The 25337-nt window shown below is 30.9% G+C and carries 24 protein-coding genes and 1 other annotated feature; of the genes, 5 read left to right on the plus strand and 19 right to left on the minus strand.

The genetic code is table 11. The features are described from left to right. Window positions 1-11 precede the first annotated feature (11 nt). Window positions 12-3434 (minus strand): helicase-exonuclease AddAB subunit AddB, encoded by a 3423-nt coding sequence (addB, locus tag ACFWTK_RS03740; RefSeq protein WP_415874793.1) that lies wholly within the window; start codon window positions 3432-3434, stop codon window positions 12-14. A gap of 237 nt (window positions 3435-3671) precedes the next feature. Here addB and ACFWTK_RS03745 point away from each other — a divergent pair, with 237 nt between their 5' ends. The 3 genes from ACFWTK_RS03745 (at window position 3672) to ACFWTK_RS03755 (ending at window position 6053) form a co-directional block, all read left to right on the plus strand. Then, the gene (locus ACFWTK_RS03745; protein ID WP_415874794.1) at window positions 3672-4511 is read left to right on the plus strand and encodes a methyl-accepting chemotaxis protein; all 840 of its coding nucleotides are present in this window, start codon (window positions 3672-3674) and stop codon (window positions 4509-4511) included. Window positions 4512-4589: 78 nt separating this feature from the next. After that, complete coding sequence (locus ACFWTK_RS03750; protein ID WP_415874795.1) at window positions 4590-4766, plus strand: hypothetical protein; 177 nt, start codon at window positions 4590-4592, stop codon at window positions 4764-4766. A 123-nt stretch (window positions 4767-4889) separates the two neighbouring features. Beyond that, window positions 4890-6053, plus strand: coding sequence for an iron-containing alcohol dehydrogenase (locus ACFWTK_RS03755; RefSeq protein ID WP_415874796.1), 1164 nt, complete (start codon window positions 4890-4892; stop codon window positions 6051-6053). Between the two features lie 44 nt (window positions 6054-6097). Here ACFWTK_RS03755 and ACFWTK_RS03760 read toward each other — a convergent pair whose 3' ends face one another. The 3 genes from ACFWTK_RS03760 to asnS form a co-directional block, all read right to left on the minus strand. Then, window positions 6098-6733, minus strand: coding sequence for a hypothetical protein (locus tag ACFWTK_RS03760; RefSeq protein ID WP_415874797.1), 636 nt, complete (start codon window positions 6731-6733; stop codon window positions 6098-6100). A 133-nt stretch (window positions 6734-6866) separates the two neighbouring features. Beyond that, window positions 6867-7289 carry an HIT family protein gene (locus ACFWTK_RS03765; protein WP_415874798.1) on the minus strand — a complete coding sequence of 141 codons (423 nt, stop codon included), beginning with the start codon at window positions 7287-7289 and terminating at the stop codon, window positions 6867-6869. Between the two features lie 125 nt (window positions 7290-7414). Further along, window positions 7415-8806 carry an asparagine--tRNA ligase gene (asnS, locus tag ACFWTK_RS03770; RefSeq protein ID WP_415874799.1) on the minus strand — a complete coding sequence of 464 codons (1392 nt, stop codon included), beginning with the start codon at window positions 8804-8806 and terminating at the stop codon, window positions 7415-7417. Window positions 8807-8957: 151 nt separating this feature from the next. Next, window positions 8958-9214 (minus strand) — a binding site (T-box leader). A 381-nt stretch (window positions 9215-9595) separates the two neighbouring features. Between asnS and ACFWTK_RS03775 the strand changes: the two genes are divergently transcribed. Continuing rightward, window positions 9596-10528, plus strand: a complete 933-nt coding sequence (locus ACFWTK_RS03775; RefSeq protein WP_415874800.1) for a dipeptidase — start codon at window positions 9596-9598, stop codon at window positions 10526-10528. Between the two features lie 71 nt (window positions 10529-10599). Here the strand turns inward: ACFWTK_RS03775 and ACFWTK_RS03780 are convergent, their stop codons facing one another. The 15 genes from ACFWTK_RS03780 to ACFWTK_RS03850 all read right to left on the minus strand — a co-directional run bounded on the left by ACFWTK_RS03780 (window position 10600) and on the right by ACFWTK_RS03850 (window position 23678). Beyond that, complete coding sequence (locus ACFWTK_RS03780) at window positions 10600-11289, minus strand: GntR family transcriptional regulator (RefSeq protein WP_415874801.1); 690 nt, start codon at window positions 11287-11289, stop codon at window positions 10600-10602. 100 nt (window positions 11290-11389) lie between these two features. Further along, a complete protein-coding gene (locus tag ACFWTK_RS03785; protein WP_415874802.1) occupies window positions 11390-13000 on the minus strand; it encodes a mannitol dehydrogenase family protein in 1611 nt (536 codons plus the stop codon). 33 nt (window positions 13001-13033) lie between these two features. Then, window positions 13034-14107 carry a mannonate dehydratase gene (gene uxuA, locus ACFWTK_RS03790; protein ID WP_415874803.1) on the minus strand — a complete coding sequence of 358 codons (1074 nt, stop codon included), beginning with the start codon at window positions 14105-14107 and terminating at the stop codon, window positions 13034-13036. Window positions 14108-14214: 107 nt separating this feature from the next. Further along, window positions 14215-15525, minus strand: a complete 1311-nt coding sequence (locus tag ACFWTK_RS03795; protein ID WP_415874804.1) for a TRAP transporter large permease — start codon at window positions 15523-15525, stop codon at window positions 14215-14217. Window positions 15526-15542: 17 nt separating this feature from the next. Continuing rightward, complete coding sequence (locus tag ACFWTK_RS03800; RefSeq protein WP_415874805.1) at window positions 15543-16028, minus strand: TRAP transporter small permease; 486 nt, start codon at window positions 16026-16028, stop codon at window positions 15543-15545. A 1-nt stretch (window position 16029) separates the two neighbouring features. Beyond that, on the minus strand, window positions 16030-17052 hold the full coding sequence (locus ACFWTK_RS03805; RefSeq protein ID WP_415874806.1) for a TRAP transporter substrate-binding protein: 1023 nt from the start codon (window positions 17050-17052) through the stop codon (window positions 16030-16032). Window positions 17053-17604: 552 nt separating this feature from the next. After that, on the minus strand, window positions 17605-17907 hold the full coding sequence (locus ACFWTK_RS03810; protein ID WP_415874807.1) for a hypothetical protein: 303 nt from the start codon (window positions 17905-17907) through the stop codon (window positions 17605-17607). Window positions 17908-18095: 188 nt separating this feature from the next. After that, complete coding sequence (locus ACFWTK_RS03815) at window positions 18096-18818, minus strand: class I SAM-dependent methyltransferase (protein ID WP_415874808.1); 723 nt, start codon at window positions 18816-18818, stop codon at window positions 18096-18098. Between the two features lie 2 nt (window positions 18819-18820). Then, window positions 18821-19372, minus strand: coding sequence for a hemerythrin domain-containing protein (locus ACFWTK_RS03820; RefSeq protein WP_106024025.1), 552 nt, complete (start codon window positions 19370-19372; stop codon window positions 18821-18823). 249 nt (window positions 19373-19621) lie between these two features. Then, window positions 19622-20365, minus strand: coding sequence for an anthrax toxin lethal factor-related metalloendopeptidase (locus tag ACFWTK_RS03825; RefSeq protein WP_415874809.1), 744 nt, complete (start codon window positions 20363-20365; stop codon window positions 19622-19624). 38 nt (window positions 20366-20403) lie between these two features. Next, window positions 20404-20649, minus strand: a complete 246-nt coding sequence (locus ACFWTK_RS03830; protein ID WP_415874810.1) for a peptidylprolyl isomerase — start codon at window positions 20647-20649, stop codon at window positions 20404-20406. A 161-nt stretch (window positions 20650-20810) separates the two neighbouring features. Then, a complete protein-coding gene (locus ACFWTK_RS03835) occupies window positions 20811-21026 on the minus strand; it encodes a hypothetical protein (protein WP_415874811.1) in 216 nt (71 codons plus the stop codon). A 377-nt stretch (window positions 21027-21403) separates the two neighbouring features. Further along, window positions 21404-22240, minus strand: coding sequence for a DUF6414 family protein (locus tag ACFWTK_RS03840; protein ID WP_415874812.1), 837 nt, complete (start codon window positions 22238-22240; stop codon window positions 21404-21406). A gap of 103 nt (window positions 22241-22343) precedes the next feature. After that, window positions 22344-23057, minus strand: coding sequence for a PrsW family intramembrane metalloprotease (locus ACFWTK_RS03845; protein WP_415874813.1), 714 nt, complete (start codon window positions 23055-23057; stop codon window positions 22344-22346). A gap of 39 nt (window positions 23058-23096) precedes the next feature. Beyond that, window positions 23097-23678: a hypothetical protein gene (locus tag ACFWTK_RS03850; protein WP_106024021.1), complete on the minus strand. Its 582-nt coding sequence runs from the start codon at window positions 23676-23678 to the stop codon at window positions 23097-23099. Window positions 23679-23856: 178 nt separating this feature from the next. Here ACFWTK_RS03850 and ACFWTK_RS03855 point away from each other — a divergent pair, with 178 nt between their 5' ends. After that, the gene (locus ACFWTK_RS03855; RefSeq protein WP_415874814.1) at window positions 23857-25167 is read left to right on the plus strand and encodes a transposase; all 1311 of its coding nucleotides are present in this window, start codon (window positions 23857-23859) and stop codon (window positions 25165-25167) included. The last annotated feature ends 170 nt before the right edge of the window (window positions 25168-25337 follow it).

Below are 25337 nucleotides of genomic sequence, written 5' to 3' on the forward strand. Positions count from 1 at the left end.
ATTACTCACCGCTAACTTTCACCTAACTTTTCTTGTTTTTCCTTCTCTAATCTCTTCCATATTTCTTCATCGCTTTCATCTTTGATAGTTCTATACCCATTGCCTTCAAAGTTGGTATCAAATTGGCATATGGCAGAATATACGCAGTAAGTACAAGCATCTAAATTCTTGCTTTTAATAGGATTTATCTTTATATCTCCTCTTAGCATGGATTCGCATGATTCCACTAACTTTTTCTTAACGTGTTCTCTAAGCATTCTAAATTGTTCTTCTGTTCCTATTGAAGAGGACTTTCCTAGGCTACCATCATTATTAATTCTCGCTGGAATTATTAATGATGCCCCATCTATTTGCCTATCCATTTCTTTTACAACTTCAGGGTCTGCAATAAGAAGTCCCTTCATCTTTAATGCCTTCATTATCTCCTCTTCTACCTCTTTATCAGAAAGATTTCTGCTTCCCCTTATTATAGGGTCATCAATTCTTAAGTACAGAACTCCTCCTGGAAGCACTTGATCATCTTCTTTTAGTTCTTCATTTGTTAGTATTGCATCTAGGTAGGTTAAAAGCTGAAGTTGTAGTCCATGATAAACATCTGAAAGACTAAAATCCTTATTTCCTGACTTATAATCTATTATTCTAAAGTAGTCTTTTTTCTCTAAGTCCAGCTTATCAACTCTATCTATTCTTCCTATAAGCCTTACCTTCTCTCCACTTGAAAGCTCTATTTCTATTGGAGGATAACTTTCTCCACTTCCAAACCCAATTTCATGTCCTATAGGCTGAAACCCACTTCTTTTTAAATGTTCTACAATTATAAGTATGGTTTTTACAAGCACTCTCTTTAGCCTTTCAGTAAAGTATCTGTATCTTGGAGAGCTGCTAAAAATTCCTCCTGAAACTTCTTCAGCCTTTTTATCCACTATCTCTGAGACCTTATCTCTACACCATTTTTCATCTATCTCATACCATTTTAAAGAATTTTTATCCACAACTGCGGAAAATTCATCAATAACATTGTGCATAAATGTGCCTAAATCTGGTGGAGTAAGTGCAAAAGTCTTTCTTTCCTTTGCTTTTAGTCCGTACTGAATGTAATATGCAAAAGGACATGACACATATTTTTCAATTCTGGAAACACTTAAGAAAAGCCTATCTCCATATATCTTTCTTGCCTTTTCCTCACTTATGTTCTCTACTGCATTTGTAAAAGCTGCAGCAGAAAATACAGTTTTTAATCTTTCCTTAAACCCATTTTTCTCATCGCTATACCAGCTGTATACATCTGTCCAAAATGGACTCACTTTTATGTTTTTTTGGTCTTTTCTTAAAATAGATACCAGTTTATTAAAAGTTGGTATTTTTCTAGATACCAGTTCTAAATTTTCTCCTTCATCCTCTATTTCTAATGAATCGCTCTCAATCTTAATATTAGGGAAAAGAGAATTAAATCTTGATACTATAATAGATGGTCTTAGAGCCTTTCCTTCAAAATCAGCTATAGGATAGCATATTCTGAGATACTTACCTGTTGTGGTAAGAGTTCTATATATCAAATACTGCTCTTCAAAGGTCTTAGATTTTGTATTTTCAGCAATTTCTATTCCTATCTTTTTGAGCTTATCTCTATCCGCATCTGAGAGTATCCCCTCATCCTTTTCTACTGCTGGAAAAACGCCGTCGTTTACTCCCACTATATATAGAAGTTTAATATCATGAGTTCTAACTCTCTCAACATCTGAAACTAAAACCTGGTCTAAAGATGGTGGAATAAGCCCCATTTTATACTCTCCAAATCCTAAGGATAAAATCTTTACAAATTCTTTTAGTTCTATTTTCTCTCCCCTAAAGACTTCTACTACTTGATCCAAAAGTTCGATTACCATATTCCAAATTTGACTGTATTCCATTGCTAGGTCCTGGTCTCCATCTTCCTTAAACCTATTTACCCAAGATTCTACAGTTTCATTAGCTCCAATGCTGCATAAAAAATTGTATAAAGCCGCACAGATTTCCTCTGCACTCTTTTTACCTTTTAGCTTTGAATAAAAGTTTATTAAAGGAATTACAACTTGAAGTCTTATATCATTAATTTTGTCTAAAACTTCTTCGCTCCCATATTTCCACATAGATGACCATTTCTTTTTACCCCTTATGCCATATGCCATAACATAATTTTCTAAAATATCTATATCTTCTTTAGATATATTTATAAGCCCAGTTTTTAAGTATCTAAATACAGCCTCATATGACCAGTTTCTATTAAATATATCTATAGCTGAGGTTATAAGCACAATAAGTGGATTATCATCTATTTCCCTCTTCTTATCTATGAAATAAGGAATTTCATACTCATCAAATATAGTCTTTACTATTTTCTCATAAGCTTCTAAATCCCTGCTTATAACTGCAATGTCTCTAAACCTTAGACCATTACTCCTTGCCATTTCTACTATTTCTCTTGCTGCTTTCTCAATTTCTGAATATGGATTTAAAGCTCTAATTATTTTTAAATCCTCTGTTTTATCCTTATACTGTTTATATGGATATTTAAAATAATTAGCTTCCACATATCGCATTTCTTTACTATCCTTAAATCTATCCTCTTTGTTATGCTTTAATATGACATCAGCTTCAACTTGGATATTATTATTCCTTGCCAATTCTAGTAGTTTATCTCTTGTATTTTTTATTGGTGCAAATACATCCCCATTCTCTATCTCCATATTATAGTCCATACATAAGGTGATATTTACTCTTTTTGTCTTTTTTAAAAGTTTTTCAATTATATTGTACTGCTGCGGCGTGAATGAACTAAATTCATCAATCCAAACCTCTCCATTATCAAACATAGTAGACTTATCTAACTTATTATAAAGTAAGGTTAACTCATCTTCACTGTCTAAATATTCTTTATTTTTATGAAGGGTCTCTTCAAATTTTTCAAATATATTGCTTATATCCAAAACTTTTTCCCTTAAAAGCTCATCTTCTTCCATTAAGCTTATGGAGGACTTAAGCTCCTGAGGACTTATATCATACCTTTTAAGCTCAGTTATTACATCTCCAATGGTATTAACAAATCCCTGCTGATCAGCAGCTGTCTTAAAAATTCTTAGTTCTTCTTTTAGCTTATTCACTATACTAAATATAAGCATAAGCCTTCCTGAAGAATTTATAAACTTACGTGTCGACCCTCCAACTTCATTAAATACTGAGTAAGCCATTCTTTTAAAACTTGTTACTTCTACATTTATGATTCCAGTTCCCTTAACCTTTTCCACCACACTTTTCTCTGCTTGAAAAGAAAACTGCTCAGGAACAATTAATATTAAAGGACCTTTCTCTCCTTCTTTTAAATTCTTTTCTATAGAATCTACACAATATCTGCTCTTTCCAGTTCCAGCTCTACCATATATAAATCTTAAACTCATATTTTCACCAACTTTTTAACAAATTTTATCGAACACCCATTCCCCTACATTATAGCATAACTTGAAAAAAATGCGATGCATTTTTAAATGGAGAAAATGAGTCCTTTAATTTAATTAAATCTACTTTTTTCTTTATGTATTAGCCTTTCACATTAGCTAAAAATAGTATATACTTTAATAATAATCCATTTTTGTTAATGGCTAATAAAATATTAATTTCAAGGAGGACATGAAATTATGAATTATTCAGATAGCAACAATGTGGATACCTTAGAATGTTTTTATCATATAATGGATCAATTACCTAACCTTTTCGAGGATGAAATGTCATTTATCCTTTCAGATAAAGAAAAAGTTTTAAAAGTTATTCCAAGCGAACATATGCCGCCTGTGTTTGAAACAGGTTCTCCAATACCTAAAGATGACGTCCTTGCTAAAGCTATTAAAACTGGTAAAGTACAGTCAATAACTACGGATAGATGCAGTTTTGGCTTTTCTATAAGAGTTATAGCTGTTCCTATATTATCATCTAATGGTGCTATTGTAGGTGCAGTATCCTATGGAAGAAGTTTGAAGAACCGTAACGATATATTAGATATGTCCAAATCTTTGGCAAGTTCTATAAATAGTATTTCTGATGAATCTAATAAGATTACTTCTAGAGTTAATCAGGTGTCAAGTTCCTATAATGATATATTTAGTGAGATAAATGAAACCTTAGTACATACTAATAATACTGATGAAATAATAAAATTTATAAATAAAATAGCTAATCAAACCCGACTACTAGGATTAAATGCCTCCATAGAAGCTGCAAGAGTTGGAGATGCCGGAAGAGGTTTTGGAGTAGTAGCCTCTGAAATAAAAAAACTATCTTCTTCTAGTGCCGATTCCATAAAGCAAATAAATGATGTCATTAATTCCATACAGAAATCTGTTGAAAATATTAATGAAAAACTAAATGATTCTGTGAAAACCTTTAACGAACAATCTGACTCGATTTTAAAAATATTAGAATCTATAAATAACTTACACAAAACTGCTAAGATCCTAGAATCTATGGCTGAAAAATTATAAATGGAATAAAAACTCTTCATAAGGACAATCTAATTATATAATTCCACAAATCTTTATATTATAAAGGTGGTGAAGATTATGTCCTTTGAAGAGATTCCTTATCGTTTTATAACTAAATCCAAAACTGGATTTTATGACGGATATGATTATGACTATACTGCTGAAATTGGTTACAATGATGATGTTGAAATGAGCAAAGAAGTATTTAAAGATATGGATGAAGAACCTATAGACGATTACTATGATTTTTATTAAAATATAAAGTCAGCCCAGGAAATAAGCCTTTAAGCCGCCTCTTAATATGTTTTCAAATAAAACTTCTTCTGTGTAGTATAATAAACTTATATGAAAAAAACATCCCTAAGGAGGCGTTGAAAAATGATTAATTTTAGTTATCAAAATACTACAAAAATTATCTTCGGAAAGGGTACTGAAAGCCAAGTAGGAGATGAAGTTAAAAAATTTGGAAGCAGGGTTTTACTTCATTATGGTGGAGGAAGTATAAAAAAATCTGGTCTTTATGATAAAGTGATTAAATCACTGAAGGATGCTGACCTTGAAGTTTTTGAACTTGGTGGTGTTAAGCCAAATCCTAGATTAAGCTTAGTTAAAGAAGGAATAAAAATATGCCGCGAAAATAACATAGATTTTATATTAGCTGTAGGCGGTGGAAGTGTTATTGACTCTTCTAAAGCTATAGGCATAGGCGTACATTACGAAGGTGATGTATGGGACTTTTATACTGGAAAAGCTAAAGTATCATCTACACTGCCTGTTGGAGTAATCTTAACTCTACCTGCAGCTGGAAGCGAATCTAGTACTAGTTCTGTTATAACAAATGAAGATGGCTGGTATAAAAGATCAGTTGGAGATAATCTTATAAGACCAGTATTTGCAATAATGAATCCTGAACTTACATATACTTTACCACCATATCAAACTGCTGCTGGTGCTGCAGATATGATGGCACATATATTTGAAAGATATTTTACAAATGAACCTAATGTGGATTTAACCGATAGACTAAGTGAAGGTACTCTTAAGACTATAATCAAAAATGTGCCTATAGTTTTACAGAATCCTAAAAACTATGAGGCTCGAGCTGAAATTATGTGGGCTGGCACTATAGCACACAATGGTCTCCTTGGAACAGGAAGAGTTGAAGATTGGGCAACTCACGATATAGAACATGAGATAAGTGGAATTTACGATATCACTCATGGCGCTGGCCTTGCAATACTATTCCCTGCTTGGATGAAATATGTATATAAAAAAGATGTAAAAAAATTTGCCCAATTTGCTAATAGAGTATGGAATGTAGAAATTGATGTAAATGACCTTGAAAAAACTGCCTTAGAAGGCATTGAAAAAACTAAGGCTTATTTTAAGGAAATAGGAATGCCTGTTTCTTTAAGGGAAGCTAATATACCAGATGATAAATTTGAAGAAATGGCTAAAAAAGCAACAGAAAACGGACCTTTAGGTAATTTTGTAAAACTTAATAAGGAAGATATTATAGCCATATTTAATCTAGCAAAATAGCTAATAAAAGTATAGATAGCTTTAAAGTTATCTATACTTTTTATTTATAGTATCTGTTCTTTCTTATTTAAATTTTTATTCTTTTTTTCTATAAGTTTAATTTCACATATTACCTTTACTATAATAGTTGAAAATCCAAGAAAAGCGCCTAAAATAAAATAAACATTTGATAAAAATACGCTAGTCTGCCACTCTACTGTCTCTTCTAAATCTTTTTTTACAATTTCTTCTTTGCTAATATTTGTGAGCATATCTTTTATATTTATATTGTTTAATTCTTTAAGAAGTTTTTCTTTATCATCTATTTTATATATATTTTCTAAGCTATCTATTATATTATCCAAGCTGGAGTTCTTTTCATTTTTTAAATCATTTATATAATTTTGTAATCTATCTTTTATATCATACAGCTCAAATTCTCTTATATTTACAGGAATATACTCCTTAAAGCTATAAGTGAATTTATCAACAGTCTCATTTGTTATTCCTTCTTTTTCTGCTGCTGACATTAGGTTTATAGCCAGTCTATTTGTATATAAAAACTTTGCACCTTTTTCAGTATGAATTACTCCCAAAAATAAAAAAATAATTGTACCTATGAGCATAAAGCTTAATATTTCTTTATCATATTTTATCTCTTCAGGAGCAAATCCTAATAATCTTCCTATAATCTTGAACATACTACCATCCTTTCATGCCATCTTATCTTCTATTATTGACACAAAAGTGAATAGAAATAACATCTTATAAAATAATTAAAGGCACAAAACTCCTTTTTAACAAAGAATTTTTGTGCCTATTTATGGATTCTCTTTATAAATTCGCTTTTATTGCATTTATAATCTCTTCATATTCCTCATCTTTAAGATATGTTTTTTGAGGATTCATCTCAAATGTACCGCCCCAACTATAGCCATCTTCATACTTAGGTACTATATGAAAATGAAGATGAGGAAGCTTATCTGAATATGCTCCATAGTTTATCTTGTTAGGTGAAAAGGCCTTTTTAATTGCAGCCGCTGCTTTTGTAACATCTTTCATATATATCTCAAGTTCTTTCTCTCCTAATTCATATAGCTCATTTACATGCTCATCATAAGCTACAACGCATCTTCCTCTATATGTTTGTTCTCTAAATAAATAAACAGTAGATGCATTAAGTTTGCACACCTTAATCATTAAATCATCAAGTCTTTTGTCCTTTTCACAATAAAAACAAGTATTTTCTTTGTTCATATCAATTCTCCTTAGCTTTTTATAGTATTTTGCACACGTTTTCCAACACATATTATAATACTATATAACAGCTAAGATTTCAATTATGCACATGGTAACATAATAAGGATATTGCTCATTTTTTTCTAAAATTCTGCGTTTCCTGGAGTTCTTGGGAATGGAATTACGTCTCTTATGTTGCTCATTCCTGTTAGATACATTATCATTCTTTCAAAACCAAGACCATATCCAGAATGCTTAGTTTCTCCATACTTTCTAAGCTCTAAATACCACCAATAATCTTCCTTGTTAAGTCCAAGCTCCTCCATTCTCTTTTCAAGAACATCAATTCTTTCCTCTCTTTGGCTTCCACCTATGATTTCTCCAACTCCTGGAACTAGAAGGTCTGCTGCTGCAACAGTCTTTCCATCGTCGTTTAATCTCATGTAAAAGGCCTTAATCTCCTTTGGATAGTCTGTAACGAATACTGGTTTATTAAATATCTTCTCTGTTAAATATCTTTCATGCTCTGTTTGTAAATCTATTCCCCACTCTACTGGGTAATCAAATTTTTCTCCTGACTTTTTAAGAAGCTCTACAGCCTCAGTGTATGTAACTCTTGCAAAATCAGAATTAACTACGTTATCTAATCTTTCAAATAAGCCTTTATCTACAAATTGATTAAAGAACTCCATCTCTTCTGGAGCATTTTCTCTTACATAGTTTATTATATATTTAACCATAGCTTCAGCTACATCTAAATAGTCATTTAATTCTGCAAATGCCATCTCAGGTTCTATCATCCAGAATTCTGATGCGTGTCTTGCTGTGTTTGAGTTTTCTGCTCTAAATGTTGGCCCAAATGTATATACATTTCTAAAAGCAAGAGCATATATTTCAGCCTCAAGCTGACCACTTACTGTAAGGTTAGTTTGTCTTCCAAAGAAATCTTTCTTGTAGTCTATGTTTCCCTTCTCATCTCTTGGTGGATTTTCAATATCTAGAGTAGTTACTCTAAACATTTCTCCTGCACCTTCAGCATCGCTTCCTGTTATTATTGGAGTATGAACATAAACAAATCCCTGCTCTTGGAAAAACTTATGTACTGCATAAGCTGCTATAGAACGTACTCTAAATACTGCTGAGAAAGCATTGCTTCTTGGTCTTAAATGAGCTATAGTTCTTAAATACTCAAATGTATGTCTTTTCTTTTGAAGAGGATAGTCTGAGTGAGATTTACCTTCTAAAGTTACCTTCTTAGCATGTATTTCAAAAGGCTGTTTTGCGCCCTCAGTTCTCACAAGTTCTCCCTCTACACTTATAGTTGAGCTTATAGAGTATTTAGTAATCTCCTTAAAGTTTTCTAATCCTTCATCAAAGACTACTTGAAGGTTTTTAAAGAAGCTTCCATCATTAACCTCAATAAATCCAAACTTATTTGAAGATCTAATTGTTCTAATCCAACCACTAATCCTTACTTCCTTGCCTAAAAACTTATCTGTCTCTCTGTAAAGTTTTTTAATTAATACACTTTCCATTGCTTACCTCCTAGTTTTATAATCTCTAGCCGCTAATCACTATTTTATAAAAGAAGTTAAATTAAAACATGACATCAAAATATTAATCAGTGATTATCGACTAGTTAGTTATATAATTTATTATTAAAATTATAAAAACCTTCGATCCTAATATCAGGACGAAGGTTATATATTCGCGGTACCACCTAACTTGTCATAAAAAACATGACCACTTTAACGAGTACAATTATATACTCTCCAATTCTTAACGGTTTGGCTCCGTCTAAGCCTACTTTTGTGCCATTAATGCCACAATTTGGGTTAGAGATTCTGAGGTGTTCTTCCATATAGTTTCAATGCCAACCTTTCACCCTCGTCAGCTCGCTAGGATTGAATTTCTATATTTACTCTCCTCTTCATTATCTTTAAAAATATGTATTCATACATATTCTATCACTATGTCAAAATTTTATTCAAAGAAGATTATATTATTAAAAGTTATCTATGTCAAGCTTATTGCAGTAATTGTCACTGCTTTTGCCTGCTAAAATTACACTCTAAGTTATAAAACAGTATTAATCTTCTCATAAGATAGTTAAACTTATATAATATATATTATAGTATGACGACAGTTATTATTTAGATATGAGCATAATTAAATAAAAAATAAAACAATAAAAGTTAAATTATTACAATTTTTATTACACTCTAAGTTATAAAACAGTATTAATCTTCTCATAAGATAGTTAAACTTATATAATATATATTATAGTATGACGACAGTTATTATTTATTAAGGAGGTGAAATACATGAATATAATTGACTTTCATTGTGATACAATTTTAAAAATATATGAAGAGGATTCTAAATTGAAGAGCAATAATTTTAGTGTTGATATAAATAAGCTAAAGGCTGGAAACTCCCTAGCTCAATTTTTTGCTTTATTTGTAGACCTAAGAAGCACTAATAATCCTCTGGAAAAGTGTCTTAATATGCTGGATAGATTTTATTTAGAACTAGATAAAAATAAGGATTCCATTGACATTGCTAGGAACTATGATGAACTGCTATCTAATAAGTCTCAAGGAAAAATATCAGCCTTTTTAACTATAGAAGAAGGTGGTGTCCTTAAAGGAAGACTTTCTAATCTTAGAAACTTTCAAAGACTTGGAGTTAAGCTTATAACTTTAACTTGGAACTTTCCAAATGAGATAGGTTATCCTAATGTAGATTATAAATATTACGATAAAGGTCTTACCCCTTTTGGTTTAGATGTGGTAGAAGAGATGAACAATTTAAAAATGATAATAGATGTGTCTCATCTTTCTGATAAAGGTTTTTATGATGTAGCTAAATATTCAAAAACCCCATTTATAGCTTCTCACTCAAATGCAAGAGCTGTAACTAATCATCCAAGAAATCTTACAGATGATATGATAAGGCTTTTAGCTTGTAAGGGTGGTGTTATAGGATTAAACTTTTACGGAGAGTTCTTAGGCAGTGGTGATTTTAGTAAGATTGAAAATATGCTGGCTCATATAAAGCATATTATAAATGTAGGCGGCATAGAAGTGCTGTCTATTGGTTCAGACTTTGATGGAATAGACTCTACTCTGGAAATAGAAAATATAGGGCAGATTAATAAATTGATACATGCTCTAAAACGCAATAATTTTTCTGAGGATGCTATAGAAAAATTATTCTACAAAAATGCGCTTAGATTTTTAAAAGACATAGGTTAGTTTATAAAATATAATCAACAAATGTAATGTATTTATATATTATTTATTAAAGAAAATCCTCACATGTATTCTTACAAATGAGGATTCTCTTTAAAATATTGAGGATATTTAGCTTTTAATAATTTTTCATCTACCTTGTAACGCGAAAGATGCTCAACTATATATTTTTCTGCTAATTTCTTGTCTTTCTTCTCAATAGCATCAACTATAGCCTTATGCTCAGAAATACTCTTTCTATCTCCAGTTACTGTAAGACTCAAATTTCTTGCTCTGTCAAAATGCGGAGTCATATTTCTCAATCTTCTATATATATTTTCCTTTTTACAAATTACGAACAACAATCTGTGAAATTCGTTATCAAGATATAAATTTTTTGCTAGCAAATTTTCTTCTGAGTATAATTCTTGCAATTTTAAATTTTCTTTTATTGATAACAAATCTTCTTTTGTTGCAATATCACAGGCTAATTCCACTATAGCCTTTTCAAGGACAAGCCGAAAAAATCTTACTTCATCGACTAGTTCACTGTCAATTAATGAAATAAAGCTTCCTCTTTGAGGATACACTTCTACTAATCCTTCTTCATTTAATATAATAAGAGCTTCATGAACTGGCATTCTACTAACACCAAGCTCTTCTGCTAACATACTCTCACTTACCTTACTTCCTGGTGGAAGTTCTAATGATACTATATTATCTTTTATTATTCTATAAGCATATTCTCTTGCAGTTTCTTTTTCTAAACGTTGTGTAATTTGCATACCATTCTCCATTTTACATTCAAAAAATAATTAACTAAAAAATAATTAACTGCATTAATGCAGTTAATTATTTTTTATTTTATCATATATGGCATTAAATTTAAAGAGTGCAATGCTTTTGTAGAGTTGAACGAACTGCACCTTTTCCACTATTTAGCTCTTTGAAGTAAGCTTCAACTTTTTCTCCTAAACCTACCTCATATAAATCAACACCAAAGATTGATTTATTAGATAAGATTTTGCTTAAAGGTTTGTGGATATCATTATTTTCGCTTAACTTTACATCATTCATTATTGGAATTAATACCGAAAGCAATGGATCTGGACTTAATTCAAATGTATCTCCATTATCATCTATACCCATTAGGTAACGACACCATCCTGCTATAACAAGAGGTATAAAGTTTAATGAATTAACATCTAAATTAGGATCTTTAACATATGCTTTTATAGTTTCTCCAAAACGTATTCCTAGCTTTTGTGAAGTATCACTTGCAATTCTTTGTGGTGTATCAGGCATAAATGGATTTGGCAAACGCACCTGCAATACTTGATCAATAAAGTCTTTAGGTGATATAATGCCTGGATCTACAACAACAGGTAGTCCTTCCTTATATCCGATGTTTTCTATTAAAGTTACAAGTTCCTTATCCTTCATTTCATCTGAAATCTTAGTGTAAGATAATAAGCATCCATAAATAGCTAATGCTGTATGAAGAGGATTTAGGCAAGTGCAAACCTTCATCTTTTCTACTTTGTCTACAGTATCTCTATCTGTATAAATAATACCACCTTTGTCAAGTGGAAGACGACCATTCTTAAAGTTGTCTTCAATAACTAGATACTGAGATTCTTCCGCATTAACAAATGGCGCAACATATGTGTTCTTTGATGTTACAACTGCTTCTGTGTCTTCAAATCCCACTTCATTTAACATCTTTATAACAGATTCAGCAGGTCTTGGTGTAATTTTGTCTATCATAGACCAAGGATAAGATATGTCTTCTTTAACATAAGTTAAGAATTCAGGTTCTACTATTTTATTATTTACCCAATTTTCTGCAAATGTAGTAACAGCATTTTGAAGTTTAGTACCATTATGAGAGCAGTTGTCCATACTTAGTAAAGTTAATGGAAGCTTACCGTTCTTAAATCTCTCATAGCATAAAGCAACTAATTTACCGATATAGCTTATTGCAGCAGAAGTCTCCTTAGTAAAATCATTAGCTACATCTTTTAAAAATTCTCCCTTTGCATCTACTAGACTGTATCCTTTTTCTGTAATAGTGAAAGATACCATTTTTAGACTCTTATTTCTAAAAATCTCTTTTAACCTATTCCAGTCATGTGAATTGCTTGTATCAACAGTTAAAGATTCTGCCATGCTTCCTATTACTTTTTTCTCTAAAGTTCCATCAGCTTTTAAAGTTACTAAAACACTTAAATCATCAAAATTTTTATAGCTTTTTTCGATTATTTCATAATCATATCCTTCAGCAACTATTATACCTGTATTTAATATTCCTTTATTTAATAGTTCTTGGCAAACAGCTGCTGGGAAAGCACGGAATATATTTCCTGCACCAAAGTGTATCCATTCAGGATTTTCTTTAGTGTTTTTTATCATTTCTTCTCTATTGAATTTAGGTAATTCAAAGCCAGCCTTTTCCCAAACTTCTACATTCTTTAATTCTTCTTGTCTAAGCTTCAAGGGTTTCTCCTCCTTGTATATGATTTCTATATCTTATTTTTCTTTACTTGATTTTTCAATAGCTTCTATTAATCCATTTAGATAAGCAGCTCCTAATGCACGGTCATATAATCCATATCCAGGCATTGCAACTTCACCCCAAATAGCACGACCATGGTCAGGACGTACTGGTCCATCAAATCCGATTTCATGTAAAGCTTTCATTATCTCATACATATCTAAAGAACCATCTTTTGATAGATGTGCTGCTTCATCAAACTTACCTGGTGCATGATGAATTATGTTACGTACATGAGCAAAATGAATTCTTCCTTTTGTAGAACGGATTATATCGCAAATGTCATTTTTAGGATTTGATCCTAAAGAACCTGTGCATAGAGTAAGTCCATTAAATTCTCCATCTACTGTATTTAAAAGTTTTAATATATTTTCTTTATTGTTTATAATTCTTGGAAGATTAAATACAGGCCATGCTGGATCATCTGGGTGTATTGCCATTTTTATACCGTACTTTTCGCAAACTGGGCGAATTTTATTTAAGAAATATACAAGATTGTTAAATAATTTTTCGTTATCAACATCCTTATATTTTTCAAATAATTCCTTTACCTTTTCTAATCTCTCTGGTTCCCAACCTGGCATTACAAATCCATTACTGCTACTATCAATTTGAGCAAACATTTTTTCAGGATCAATTTTGTCTATTAGATCTTGGTCATAAGATAAAACAGTAGAACCATCTTCTCTTTTTTTAGCAAGATCTGAACGAGTCCAGTCAAATACAGGCATAAAGTTATAGCAAACTATGTTAATACCAGCTTTACCTAAGTTTTCTAAAGTTTCAATGTAATTTTCAATGTATTGTTCTCTATCAGGTGATCCTATTTTAATAGAGTCATGAATGTTTACGCTTTCTATTCCTTCTATCTTTAAGCCGCTTTCTTCTACTTCTTTCTTTAATTCTAAAATTCTCTCCATAGGCCATACTTCGCCTGCTGGAATATCATATAATGTTGTAATAACTCCTGTAACACCAGGAATTTGCTTTATCTGTTCAAGAGTAACTGAATCATGGTCTTTTCCAAACCATCTTAATGTCATTTTCATAAAATTTCCCTCCTATACCGCTATTGTAATATTCCCTGTAGAATATTTTTAAAGTATACTACAGGGAATATTATTTTATTTTTATCTGATATTTTGCTATTAAGTTATTACTTACTGTATCCCATTAATGTAGGTATCCACATAGTAACTGCCGGTACATAAGTTGTAAGCAGCAATACAATAAAGATAGCTACATAGTATGGTATTAGCTTTCCTATTACATTTTCAATCTTAGTTTTTGCAACCTTAACACCAACAAATAAAATATTTCCTACTGGCGGTGTAATTGTACCTATACATAGGTTAAATGTTATCATTATACCGAACTGAATTGCTGACATTCCAAACCCTTGACATATTGGTAAAAATATAGGTGTAAATATAAGGACTGCAGGTGTAATATCCATGAAAGTTCCTATAAATAGTAGTACTATATTAATGATTAATAATATTACAACTGGACTGTTACTAATGCTTAATAATGCATTTGAAACTGCAGCAGGTATTCCAGTAAAGGCCATAACCCAAGCCATAATACTTGATACACCTATTAAGAATACTATTAATCCTGTAGATTCAGCACTTTCCTTGAATATGCCATATAGATCTTTAAATGTTATAGTCTTATAGAAGAATAGAGACAATATCAAGCTATATACAACGGCTACTACTGAACCTTCTGTAGCTGTAAATATACCAGTAATAATTCCACCGATAACTATTATAATAAGCAATAAGCTTGGAATAGCATCAAGAGTTGTCTTTAATGCTTGTTTTGCAGTAACACGTTCCTTGCTTACATATCCTTTTTTACGTGCTATAAAGAAGCCAACTAGCATACATCCAAATCCCCAAAGAATTCCTGGAACATATCCTCCCATGAATAAAGCTGCTACTGAAGTTCCGCCACTTACTAGAGAATATGTGATTAACACATTACTTGGAGGTATTAATAATCCTGTTGGTGCAGTGGCTATGTTTATGGTAGCCATATCATCACGTTCATATCCATCTTGTTCTGCAATAGGTCCTATAATAGTACCCATAGCTGATGCTGCTGCAACACCTGATCCTGAAATAGCTCCAAACATCATGTTTGCAACTGAGTTTGTGTGCATCATTGCACCCGGCACTCTACCTGATAAAACTTTTGCAAAGTTTATTAAACGTATAGCTATTCCACCCTTATTCATTATGTTACCAGCTAGAATGAAGAATGGTATTGCTATTAATGTAAACACAGATATTCCTGAAAAAGTTCTTTGCGCAGCTGTCAAAACGGCAGCATTAAAATTTAATGTTGGTAATATGGCTAATAATGAAGATACACCTAATGCAATTGAAATAGGAATACCTGCAAGCAATAATATAACTAAAACTACAGCTATTATTAGCCCTGATATTAGTGCTATATTCATAATGTGTTCCTCCTCTTTTACTTAGAATTTTCTCCCTTTAGTTGTGAAACAAATTGGCTTATATTAATAATGTTATAGATCAATATTAAAACTCCGCTTACTGGAACTATAACATATATATATGACATTGGAACTCCTAGTGATGCTGTAACTTGTAATACTGTAAGTTTTGTAATTGCAGTTCCACCATAAACAAGTACTAAAAGTGAGAAAACTAGAACTAATATTTCAGAAATAATACTTAAAATTATTCCGGACTTTCCTTTAAACTTTTCTGCAATAAACTCCATTCTCATGTGTTCACGTTTACCGAAAACTAATGCTGCAGCTAAAAATGCCATCCATGTAAATGAGAATGTTAATAATTCTTCAGAAATTGTACTTGGAGCATTAAACACGTACCTTGTTACAATTTGGTATGTTCCTACGATTGTTATGAATGCAAATAAGACTATACATATTACTTCTAGTACTTTATTTAATGCATTTTTGAGATTTTGCATATTACTTCATCTCCTTTACTTCTTTGTTCACTTCTTGAACCTTATCATATATAGGCTTTAACTTTGGATTTTCTGATAATAATTCTTTGTGTAATGGAAGTACCTTTTCTTTAAATGCTTCTATATCAGTTTCTATAAATTGAACTCCCATATCTTTTTTTGCCTGTTCAATAGCTTCATTTGTAGCAACAGTCCATTGTTCACGTTCAGCCTTTGTTGCTATTTCAGCTGCTTCATCAAAAACTTGTCTCTCCTCAGGTGATAATCCATTTAAAAGTTTAAGATTTCCTATTAATAAGTCTGGAACCATTTGGTGTTGATTATAAGTGTAGTACTTAGCAACTTCTCCATGTTTGTTGTTAGTCAATGCTAATTCGTTGTTTTCTCCACCATCAATAACTCCTGATTGTATAGCTGTGTACACTTCACCAAAGCTCATAGGTGCTGCTGCAGCTCCAAAAGCTTGCATCATTTTTACATTAGTAGGACTTTGTTGAACACGTATCTTTTTACCTTTTAAATCATCTGGAGTTTTTATAGGAGTTTTCGCGTAAAAGTTTCTTGTACCAGCGTCAAACCACGTAACCGCTTCAAAACCAGCTGCTGCTGTAGATTTATATATACTGTTCATTAATTCTTTATCTTCCATAACCTTATGGTAAGCATCTACGCTATCAAATAGATAAGGAATACTAAATGCCTGATAAATGTTATCGAAAGTTTCAAGGTTACCTGTACTTGCAATAGCAAAGTCAATTGCTCCTGTTTGTACTAATTCTATTGCTTTTACAGAAGGTCCTAATAATTCATTAGGGAAAATCTGAACATCGTATTTATCTCCTAATTTCGATTCTACATATTTTTCAAATTCCACTAATCCTAAATGTTGAGGATGAGCTTCTGATTGTGAGTGAGATATACGGATAATTCTCTTTCCACCGGCAGCGCCACTACATCCAGCCAAAGCAAAAACCAAAGCTGAAGACAATAGAAGAGCAATACCTTTTTTTATAGATTTCAACATAACTTTTCCTCCTTCTTGCCTTGCATAATTCAATTATATTATTACAAAGACCCACATTCCTATTCGGCCACGGCTTAGACCGACGAATTGTTAACGTTAACAATAATTATTGTATCATTGGTATACTAGTATGTCAATATTGCTATTTAAATTTATTTATTGTTTTGTAGAATTTTGTTGAATATATAAACACTTTTTTGTCTTTTTATAGCTATGAAATGCATTTTATTTATAATAAGTTTTAATTATTTATTATAAATGCACTCTTTACTGAAAACAATAAGCTATTTGCTAATTTTTCGAATTTTAAGTATTGTTCACGTTAACATATTGTAATTATATCATAATAGACTTTAAATTAAATTTCAATAGTATATTTGTTAATGTATATATTTTCTTATTTTTGTATATTTATTGTTACCTCAGAAAATCTAAAAAACAAAAATCATAAGAATATCATTAAAAAACTTAACTTAATCAAAAAATAAGAGTTTGGCATAAGAATATAGCTTATGCCAAACTCTATATCAAAGTTAAAGCTTTATAGCTTGTCTATCTTTTTACAAAAGTGTAGTGTCCTAAAGCTGTAACGGTTGTAGTAGTTCCTGCAGTAGCTGCTACATTAGAAACAAGCTCAAATCCATTTCGAAGTAGGCAAGCAACTACATCAGCAAGATCTTGACCAACTTCAATATCGCATTGAGTAGCTTCAAATGGTGTATTTGGGTAAACATCAAAATCAGTAACAACATTGGTTGCGATGTTATAAGAAAGTGTAACAACAGCTACCCCTCTATCGTTACCATTGCCATTACAGTTACAAGTTTTTTTGAAATTATTATCATCGTATCTCATAAATATCACCTTCCTCCCTATAAAACATCTCTAGGCCGAAATCACTCTTTGTATCTAGCATGTCCATTTTCGTTAGTGCTTTATAAGTCTGGTGAGTTATCTTTTGCCTAATATCATAATATTAAAAAGTTGCATATATGTTACAATTATTTATAACAAAAAAGGAAAATTGATGTGCAATTTTCCCTCTAATTTCTTTTTCCAACAGCTACTGCTGCCATGGAATCTATATTATATTCTGCTTCATTAAATCCTCCGAAAAGCTCTACGTTTTTAAATCCAGAAGATATCAATATGTCCTTTAAATCTTCGGCTAAAAGAGGATATAGTTCTACACAATTTTCATATACTTTCTCTTCTTTGCTAATCATGAGCTTAGTCTTAAATAGAATTTTACCATTCTTCTGTTCATAATCTCTTATAAACTTAACCCCTTCTTCCTCTCTATCTATAGTAGGAAGACCCTTTATATTGTTTTGTATTATTCTATCATAATTTATTATCTGTATAATTAATACTCCATCCTCATTTAAAAGATTGTATAGTTTATTTATAACACCTTTTATTTCATCTTTATTGTCTAGATGTACTAAGGAGTTTCCTATGCAAAATATCAAATCAAATTTGCTATTTATTTTATCAATTTCCTTCATGTCCATAGCTATAGCTTTTACTTTAATTTCTTCCTTATTAGCCTTTTCATCTATCTTTTTTATCATTTCACTATCTAAATCTACAGCTGTTATATCATATCCTTCCTTAGCTAAAGCTATAGAATAATTACCTGTGCCTGCAGCTAAATCAAGGATCTTCTTTTTACCCTTTGCTCTCTTATTTATAAACTTCAGTTGAGCCTCTCCTAAAGGAAAAACTATATCATAGTACTTACTAAATTCTTCATAAAAACCCAATGCTAGATGCTCCTTTCTAATTCTTCTAGAATATTAAGATATTTTTCCTGAATCTTTTTATCTAGTGCAATTTTTTCTACCTCATTAGACTTTTCATTAATCTCTTTTAAATCTTCCTCTGATAGATTTTTTCTAGCAAACTTATACAATGCATTGTTTTCTTTAAATATGTGCCTCTTTAGTAAATCTGCATATCCTATAGAATTAGATATAATATCAACTCTTGAGTCCTTATCTCCTTCTTCAAATTTTTTAAGGGCATTTTCTAAATTCATCATAAATAGTCTTCCAAGATCATGTTCAACTAGCATTCCTTCCACAGAAATCTTTCCTATATGGTTACCTTCTCCCTGAGATAGTTTAGTGAAAAGAATAGTTTCCTCTTTGCTATGATGATGTTTGTCTGCATAATTTCTTACAAAATCTATTACCTTATAAAAGTCATTATAGTTTATTTCCTCATGGTTTAACACCTTAATGCACATCTTTCTTATAACCTTCAACATTCTTTCAATATTGCTGTGTTCCTGAACCATTATATCTATAGCATCCATCTTTATTTCTCCTTTCCATTTCATAATTTATTTTATTGCAATTTATCACTGCCAAAAATCTATTTGTATTAGTATTTGTTATGTTTGAAATATCTACTCAGCAATTTCTTTTTAAATAACCTTTTCTAAATCATACCACAACTTCAAAATTAATATAGTAACATTAGTTACGTACTATGATAAAATTGCAAATCAATTTTCTTATATGCAAAATTACGCATGGAAAGTTTATCTTAGGAAAGCTTCACTTTAACTTTGCAAATTTTTAATAAACTCATAAGTCAAAGGTGCTTTTTCCTTTAATATTTGGTTTTGTTCTTCATCTAAATAATACATAGCGAAGGTTTCTGCGAAATATTCTTCTGGATAGTTTACAAAGTAAGGATCATTTCCAAATAAGTTATATACCTCTTTGTTCCATATACTCTTATAACTTTGACTTGAAGATATATTATCGAAGACATAAGCATCTATAGCATGAGCAGTCTCGTGAAGTTCTAAGTTAACAGCTCCGTGTGCCTCTCCTGGATTGCTGTACCCTATTCTTGCTACAACAGGTTTTCCTCCTGCGCCTGGCACATCATCCCAAGTCTTTCCTGTATTTTCCCATCCCCTTGGAGTTACCCCTTTTAAATGGGTATATTCATGAACTCCTGTAATATTGGTGTTAGAAAGTATTATTTTCACATCGCTTTCCAACAGTTCTTCTAATATAGGATAAGGTATCCTTTTTAATCTATCTATCATCTTTTCCGCTTCTAATTTATCATAGTGTTCTTCTGGAAGGACTATTAGCTTATCCATTACAGTTAATTTATCACTGGATTCAATAGAGGAAGTTTGCGTTACTTCTTTATTAACATTTTTATTTCCATAGATAGTTTGTCCATTTTTTATACCACTAGCTTCTGTCAATATAGCTGCGAAGAAAAAAATTGAAACCATAGAAACTACAATAAAGATTCTCTTAAAAACCTTTTTCTTATTGTTCATATGTTCTCCTCCCCCCATATCAACACTATATTAAATAGCTATTTTGTTTTATTTGAATTTTTCTTGTGTCTTCTCCACATAAAGTAGCCTAAAAAATATCCTCCTATGGAAAAACCTATAGAGGATATTAATATATTAGTTAAAAAATAGTCTGATATAAACATTATTTTATTTAAGTCTTTTTCATGCAAGGTTATTATAAAAGCATACACTATGGCAACAGGTATTCCCCATTCTAAAATTCCATGCTTTATAATAAACTCATGCTCGTCCCATGTTTTCATATCAATACACCTCAAACGATATAATATACTGCATAGAGATTATAACATATTTTAATTTTTTTATAAAATGTAAGTTAATCCAAAGCAGGCTCCTATATCTTCTATAAAACTAAAAAAGAGCACCTGTTAGACTGTAGTCTATTCAGATACTCTTCATATGTTTATTCTAATTCTAATGCATTTCTAAACTCCAATTTTTTTATTAATTTGTCAATTTCAGATTTTTGTTCCATGACATAATTTGTTTGAGTTTTTCTATCTAACTGTTTTCTATACTGCTTTAAGGCTGTTTCAATATCCACAAGTTCTCTTGGATCTTCTATTTCGATCCTCCCAGTACCCATATTTGTACCAGTTCGTCTTGTATATAATTTCAAAAAAATCAACCTCCTAACATAAGATATCTATCAGTTATTATAATTATGCCATATATAAACAAAAAAAGATATAGCAATTTTAGAATTTTCAAAATATTGTGACCTGTACTATACATCCTAATATATAACATCACGCATTGGATTTGCATTTAGGAAAGCTTCGCTTCGCAAAGAAGCTCTAATATTTCTGAGTTTAAAACCCCTAAACCTTCTAAACTCACTGCCGTTCAGACAATAGAAGGTTCTTACGGTGTTTTAAATCCAGAAATAAAGAGCTTCTAATGCTTGTTCAATGCTTTCTACAATGCAAATCCCATACTGGAGCTTTAGCTTCCTCCATTTCTCCACTAAAAGTAAGTTGTTGAACAATTTACTTCTTAGATGTACATAGCAATTGGTAGTACTTCTATAAAGGAGTCTTCATTATTTACAAATTCATTTCTATACATTCCATCAATAGGAGCATCTTTTAGAAACTTCTCCTTAAATTCTTTAAAATGAACATCATCTAAAAAGTCATAGTATGTGTGACTGGATAAATCTACATTTCTATCTACTCTATCTTTGCCTTTTACTACTTTTCCCATTACAGTAACATAATTATTATAAATATCATCTAAACTATCCTGCATATACCTTAATTGTAGTGGAACTATTGCTCTTGTGTTGGTCCCTGCAAGGCCTGCTGTAATAAACTTTAAGCTATTTGAATTTTTCCATGCTTCTAGACTGCTCTTCATTCTAGATAAAATTTCTGAATTAATTGATGCATTATTAGGACAAAATGTATGTTCCATTTCCATATACCTTATAATATCTTCCATTTGTTTAATCTGAGGATTTTTATTTAGTATACACTTAAATTCTACATAATCATTTTCCTGTAAGTTATTTATATCATTACTACTGTCTAGCCTTTTTAATAAATTATTCTTTTCTAATATACCTCTAGTTTCAAGAAGTACTACTATTATTTTTGAAATTCTTTCTTCTGTCCTTTGATTTGCAAACTCATTTATTAATTCTATATCGCATGTTCCCTGAATATAAGGTCCTTTGACAATATTAGCTAATGGTGTTGCAATTCTTAAGGTCTGCTGACTTCTAGTGGTTACAGTTCTTATTTGAGCAAATTGTTGAACAACTACAGTAAATAAATTATTTAACAAACTTTCATTAGCATACAAAGGTATAATGGCTCTATTATCTGCCATTAAAAGCCTCTCCTTTAAAAATACTTACTATACTATTTTTATAAACATAATCCTATCTTTAGAACTAAAATAATTGGTATAGTGCCTAGTGTAATTGCTTTTGTCAAACTTTGTCCCTTTTACTATACTCTACTTTAAATAAATCTCTAGATTCTAAATAAAATCTGTTAAGCTTTCTCAAATTTATTACCCATAAATATAATACAAAAGGTATAAACAATGTCATTAGCACAGGCAAATTTGACATCAAAATAAAGTTAAAGATTCCATGCAGAATAGCTGGAGCTAGCCATGACTTTCTTAAATAATATCTATTAGTTATATCCTTTTGCGAAAACTTTGCTAAAGATAAATAATATCCCATAGTTACTGCAAACAACATATGAGCAGGTACAGAAAATACTCCTCTGTATATTCCTATATGAGGGTTAGTAGTAAATCTAAAGACTACATACATTATGTTTTCTACTGTAGCAAATCCTAGAGCTGAAAAGGCTGCATATATTATTCCATCTAACTTTTCATCAAATGCATGGCTTCTAAAGGCAGTCCTTAAAACTACTTCTCTTTTTAAAAACTCCTCTGTCAATCCTGCAACTATAAAAGCTTGATAAGCTGATCCTAAAAGCCATCCGAAAACATTAAACGACATTAAAAACTTCTCTACAATTGCCGCAGGAATTACTGATAAGCATCCTAAAATAAATACCTTCATAAGTAGGCCAATAGGTTCTCTATCATATCTATCCGTTAAATAGGCTGCAAGAGCTAAGGCTATTCCAGGAATTACAGCAATAATAAATAATCTTGTACTCATGAGAAGCACCCTTTCTTCATTAGTATTGTATATATAGATTTAGTTATTTTCTCTTTTGCTTAATTTATTTAGATTTTCTTTTGATATATCTCTAAGCTTCGAAAATATTGCTTTTGCATCTTCATCTAAAGATTCATCTTTAAGAAATTTTTCATACATAATGATATTATTTTCCTCACCTTTTATAGATAGATTATATGCATCTTCAATGGTTTTAGGAGTCTTTATATATTCTAAAGACTTATCTTGAGGAACAGGTATGTTATGCTTAGAAAATAAGGTTATAAGAGCTAATATATTCCCTGTTTCACACTTTGCCATACTATAAAAAGGCTCATCTATTTTAAATTTTTCTGAGATCAACTCATATCTGGTCCTCTTAATATATTCATCTTCAATAGCATATCTCAGCATCTTTTCGAAGGTTAAATTATCATCTTGATTTGCAGCACCTGAGCCCCATCCATTAGCCTGAGTTGTTTCTAATGTAAATACAGTATTTTCTTTATTTATAGGCTCTTTTCTATATATAATGCTTAAAAGGCGGCACCCAGTTAGTCCAATCGCTGAATAAAAAATAAAGACTAATGTTAATAGTTCAGGTAATATCTTTTTTTTCATATCTATCACCTCTAAAATAGTTACTACTAGCCTTGAGCATAACTCTAAGGCCTTGGTATTACTAGCCCGTTAGGGCTAATTTTTTTTATCACTCAAATATATATCATAGGATTTTCTCACATTTTTGTCGAATTTTATAAGTACTAAAAATAAAATTATTAAAAAGGAGAAAATCTCTATGTACCAACGTCAAGAAATCTTTAACATAATTGAACTTTTTACTTCTCAAAAGCTTATCAATTTTTATACGAAAATCTTCGATAACCTTGATTTATCCTCATTACCCGATAGGGTGCCTTCTAAATATGGCCCTACAGGCTTTTCACGACATGCTCTTTTCAGAGCCTTCATTGTCATGAAATGTGAGAAGTTTGCCCAAATTACTGATCTTAAAGATTTTTTAGAAAATAATTTAATCATAGCCCAGCTTTGCGGTTTCAATATTCTTAAACCATTACCTTCATACTGGGTTTTTCAGAGATTTATTAAAAATTTATCTAACTCTTATCTTAAAGAAATCATGAAAAAACAAGTTAACGTTCTTAAAGAGTTAGGGTTTATTGACAACAATTTTATATCAGTTGATGCCACTCCTGTTAAAGCTAATACTAAATTTAATAATCCTAAATGTTTTTCAAATAACAAATTTTCTAAAAACAATCCTCCATCTTCTGATAAAGATTGTAGGTTAGGAGTTCATACCGCTAATAACTCCATGAATGTTCAAGTTTCAGAAGATAAGCCCAATAATTCAAAGAAAAAATATGAATTCTATTGGGGATACAAAAATCATGTTATTTGTGATGCTATATCTGGTCTGCCTATTGCTGAATTTACTACAACCGCTGATGTCAATGAAATTTCTAACCTTATAGAAATTCTTACTGCTACAAATGAATGGTTTTCACTCAAAGGCAGTTACATTATTGCTGATAAAGGCTATGATTCAAAGCAAAATCATGATTTTATTCGCAATACCCTTAAAGGTCTTGCCTTCATTGCCTTAAATAAGCGTGGTACTAAGAAAAATAACTTAACATCCACTGGTAATGTTATATGTGATGGCGGTTTAGCTATGCATAAAGATGGTAAACAATATTTTGATTCCTATATTAAGCAAAAGTTTTGCTGCCCTTATAGAACTTCTAAAGATGATTCTTTATGCCCATGTAAACATGAAAAATTCTTTAACGGTAAGAAAAACAGAGGTTGTGTAAAATACATAAGCATTGGCACTGATTATAGAGCCTCTATAAATCGTGATTCTATATTTTTTAAGAAAACATATAGTCTAAGAACTGAATCGGAAAGATACAATTCTAGATGGAAAAATCTTAATACTGAACAAGCTTATGTTAAAAATATTAACTCTGTTACTAATCTGAATACTATAGGACACATTTGTCTTTTAACTGTTGCAATTGCTGCTATAAAATCTGGTTGTGTTGATAAATCAAAATCCCTATCGGCACTAAGAAGAACAGCTTAAATAAGTTATATTAAAATTTTTAAGCATCAATTTTACCAAGGGGATAGTCTGCCCTTTTTTTGTTTCTTTCATTTCAATTTAAGTTCCATTTTAGATAGTTAAGCTACGCTTAGTAAAAATTGTAATAATTTAACTTTTATTGTTTTATTTTTTATTTAATTATGCTCATA

The sequence above is a fragment of the Clostridium sp. genome (genome assembly GCF_047777555.1).
Lineage (GTDB): Bacteria > Bacillota > Clostridia > Clostridiales > Clostridiaceae > Clostridium_H.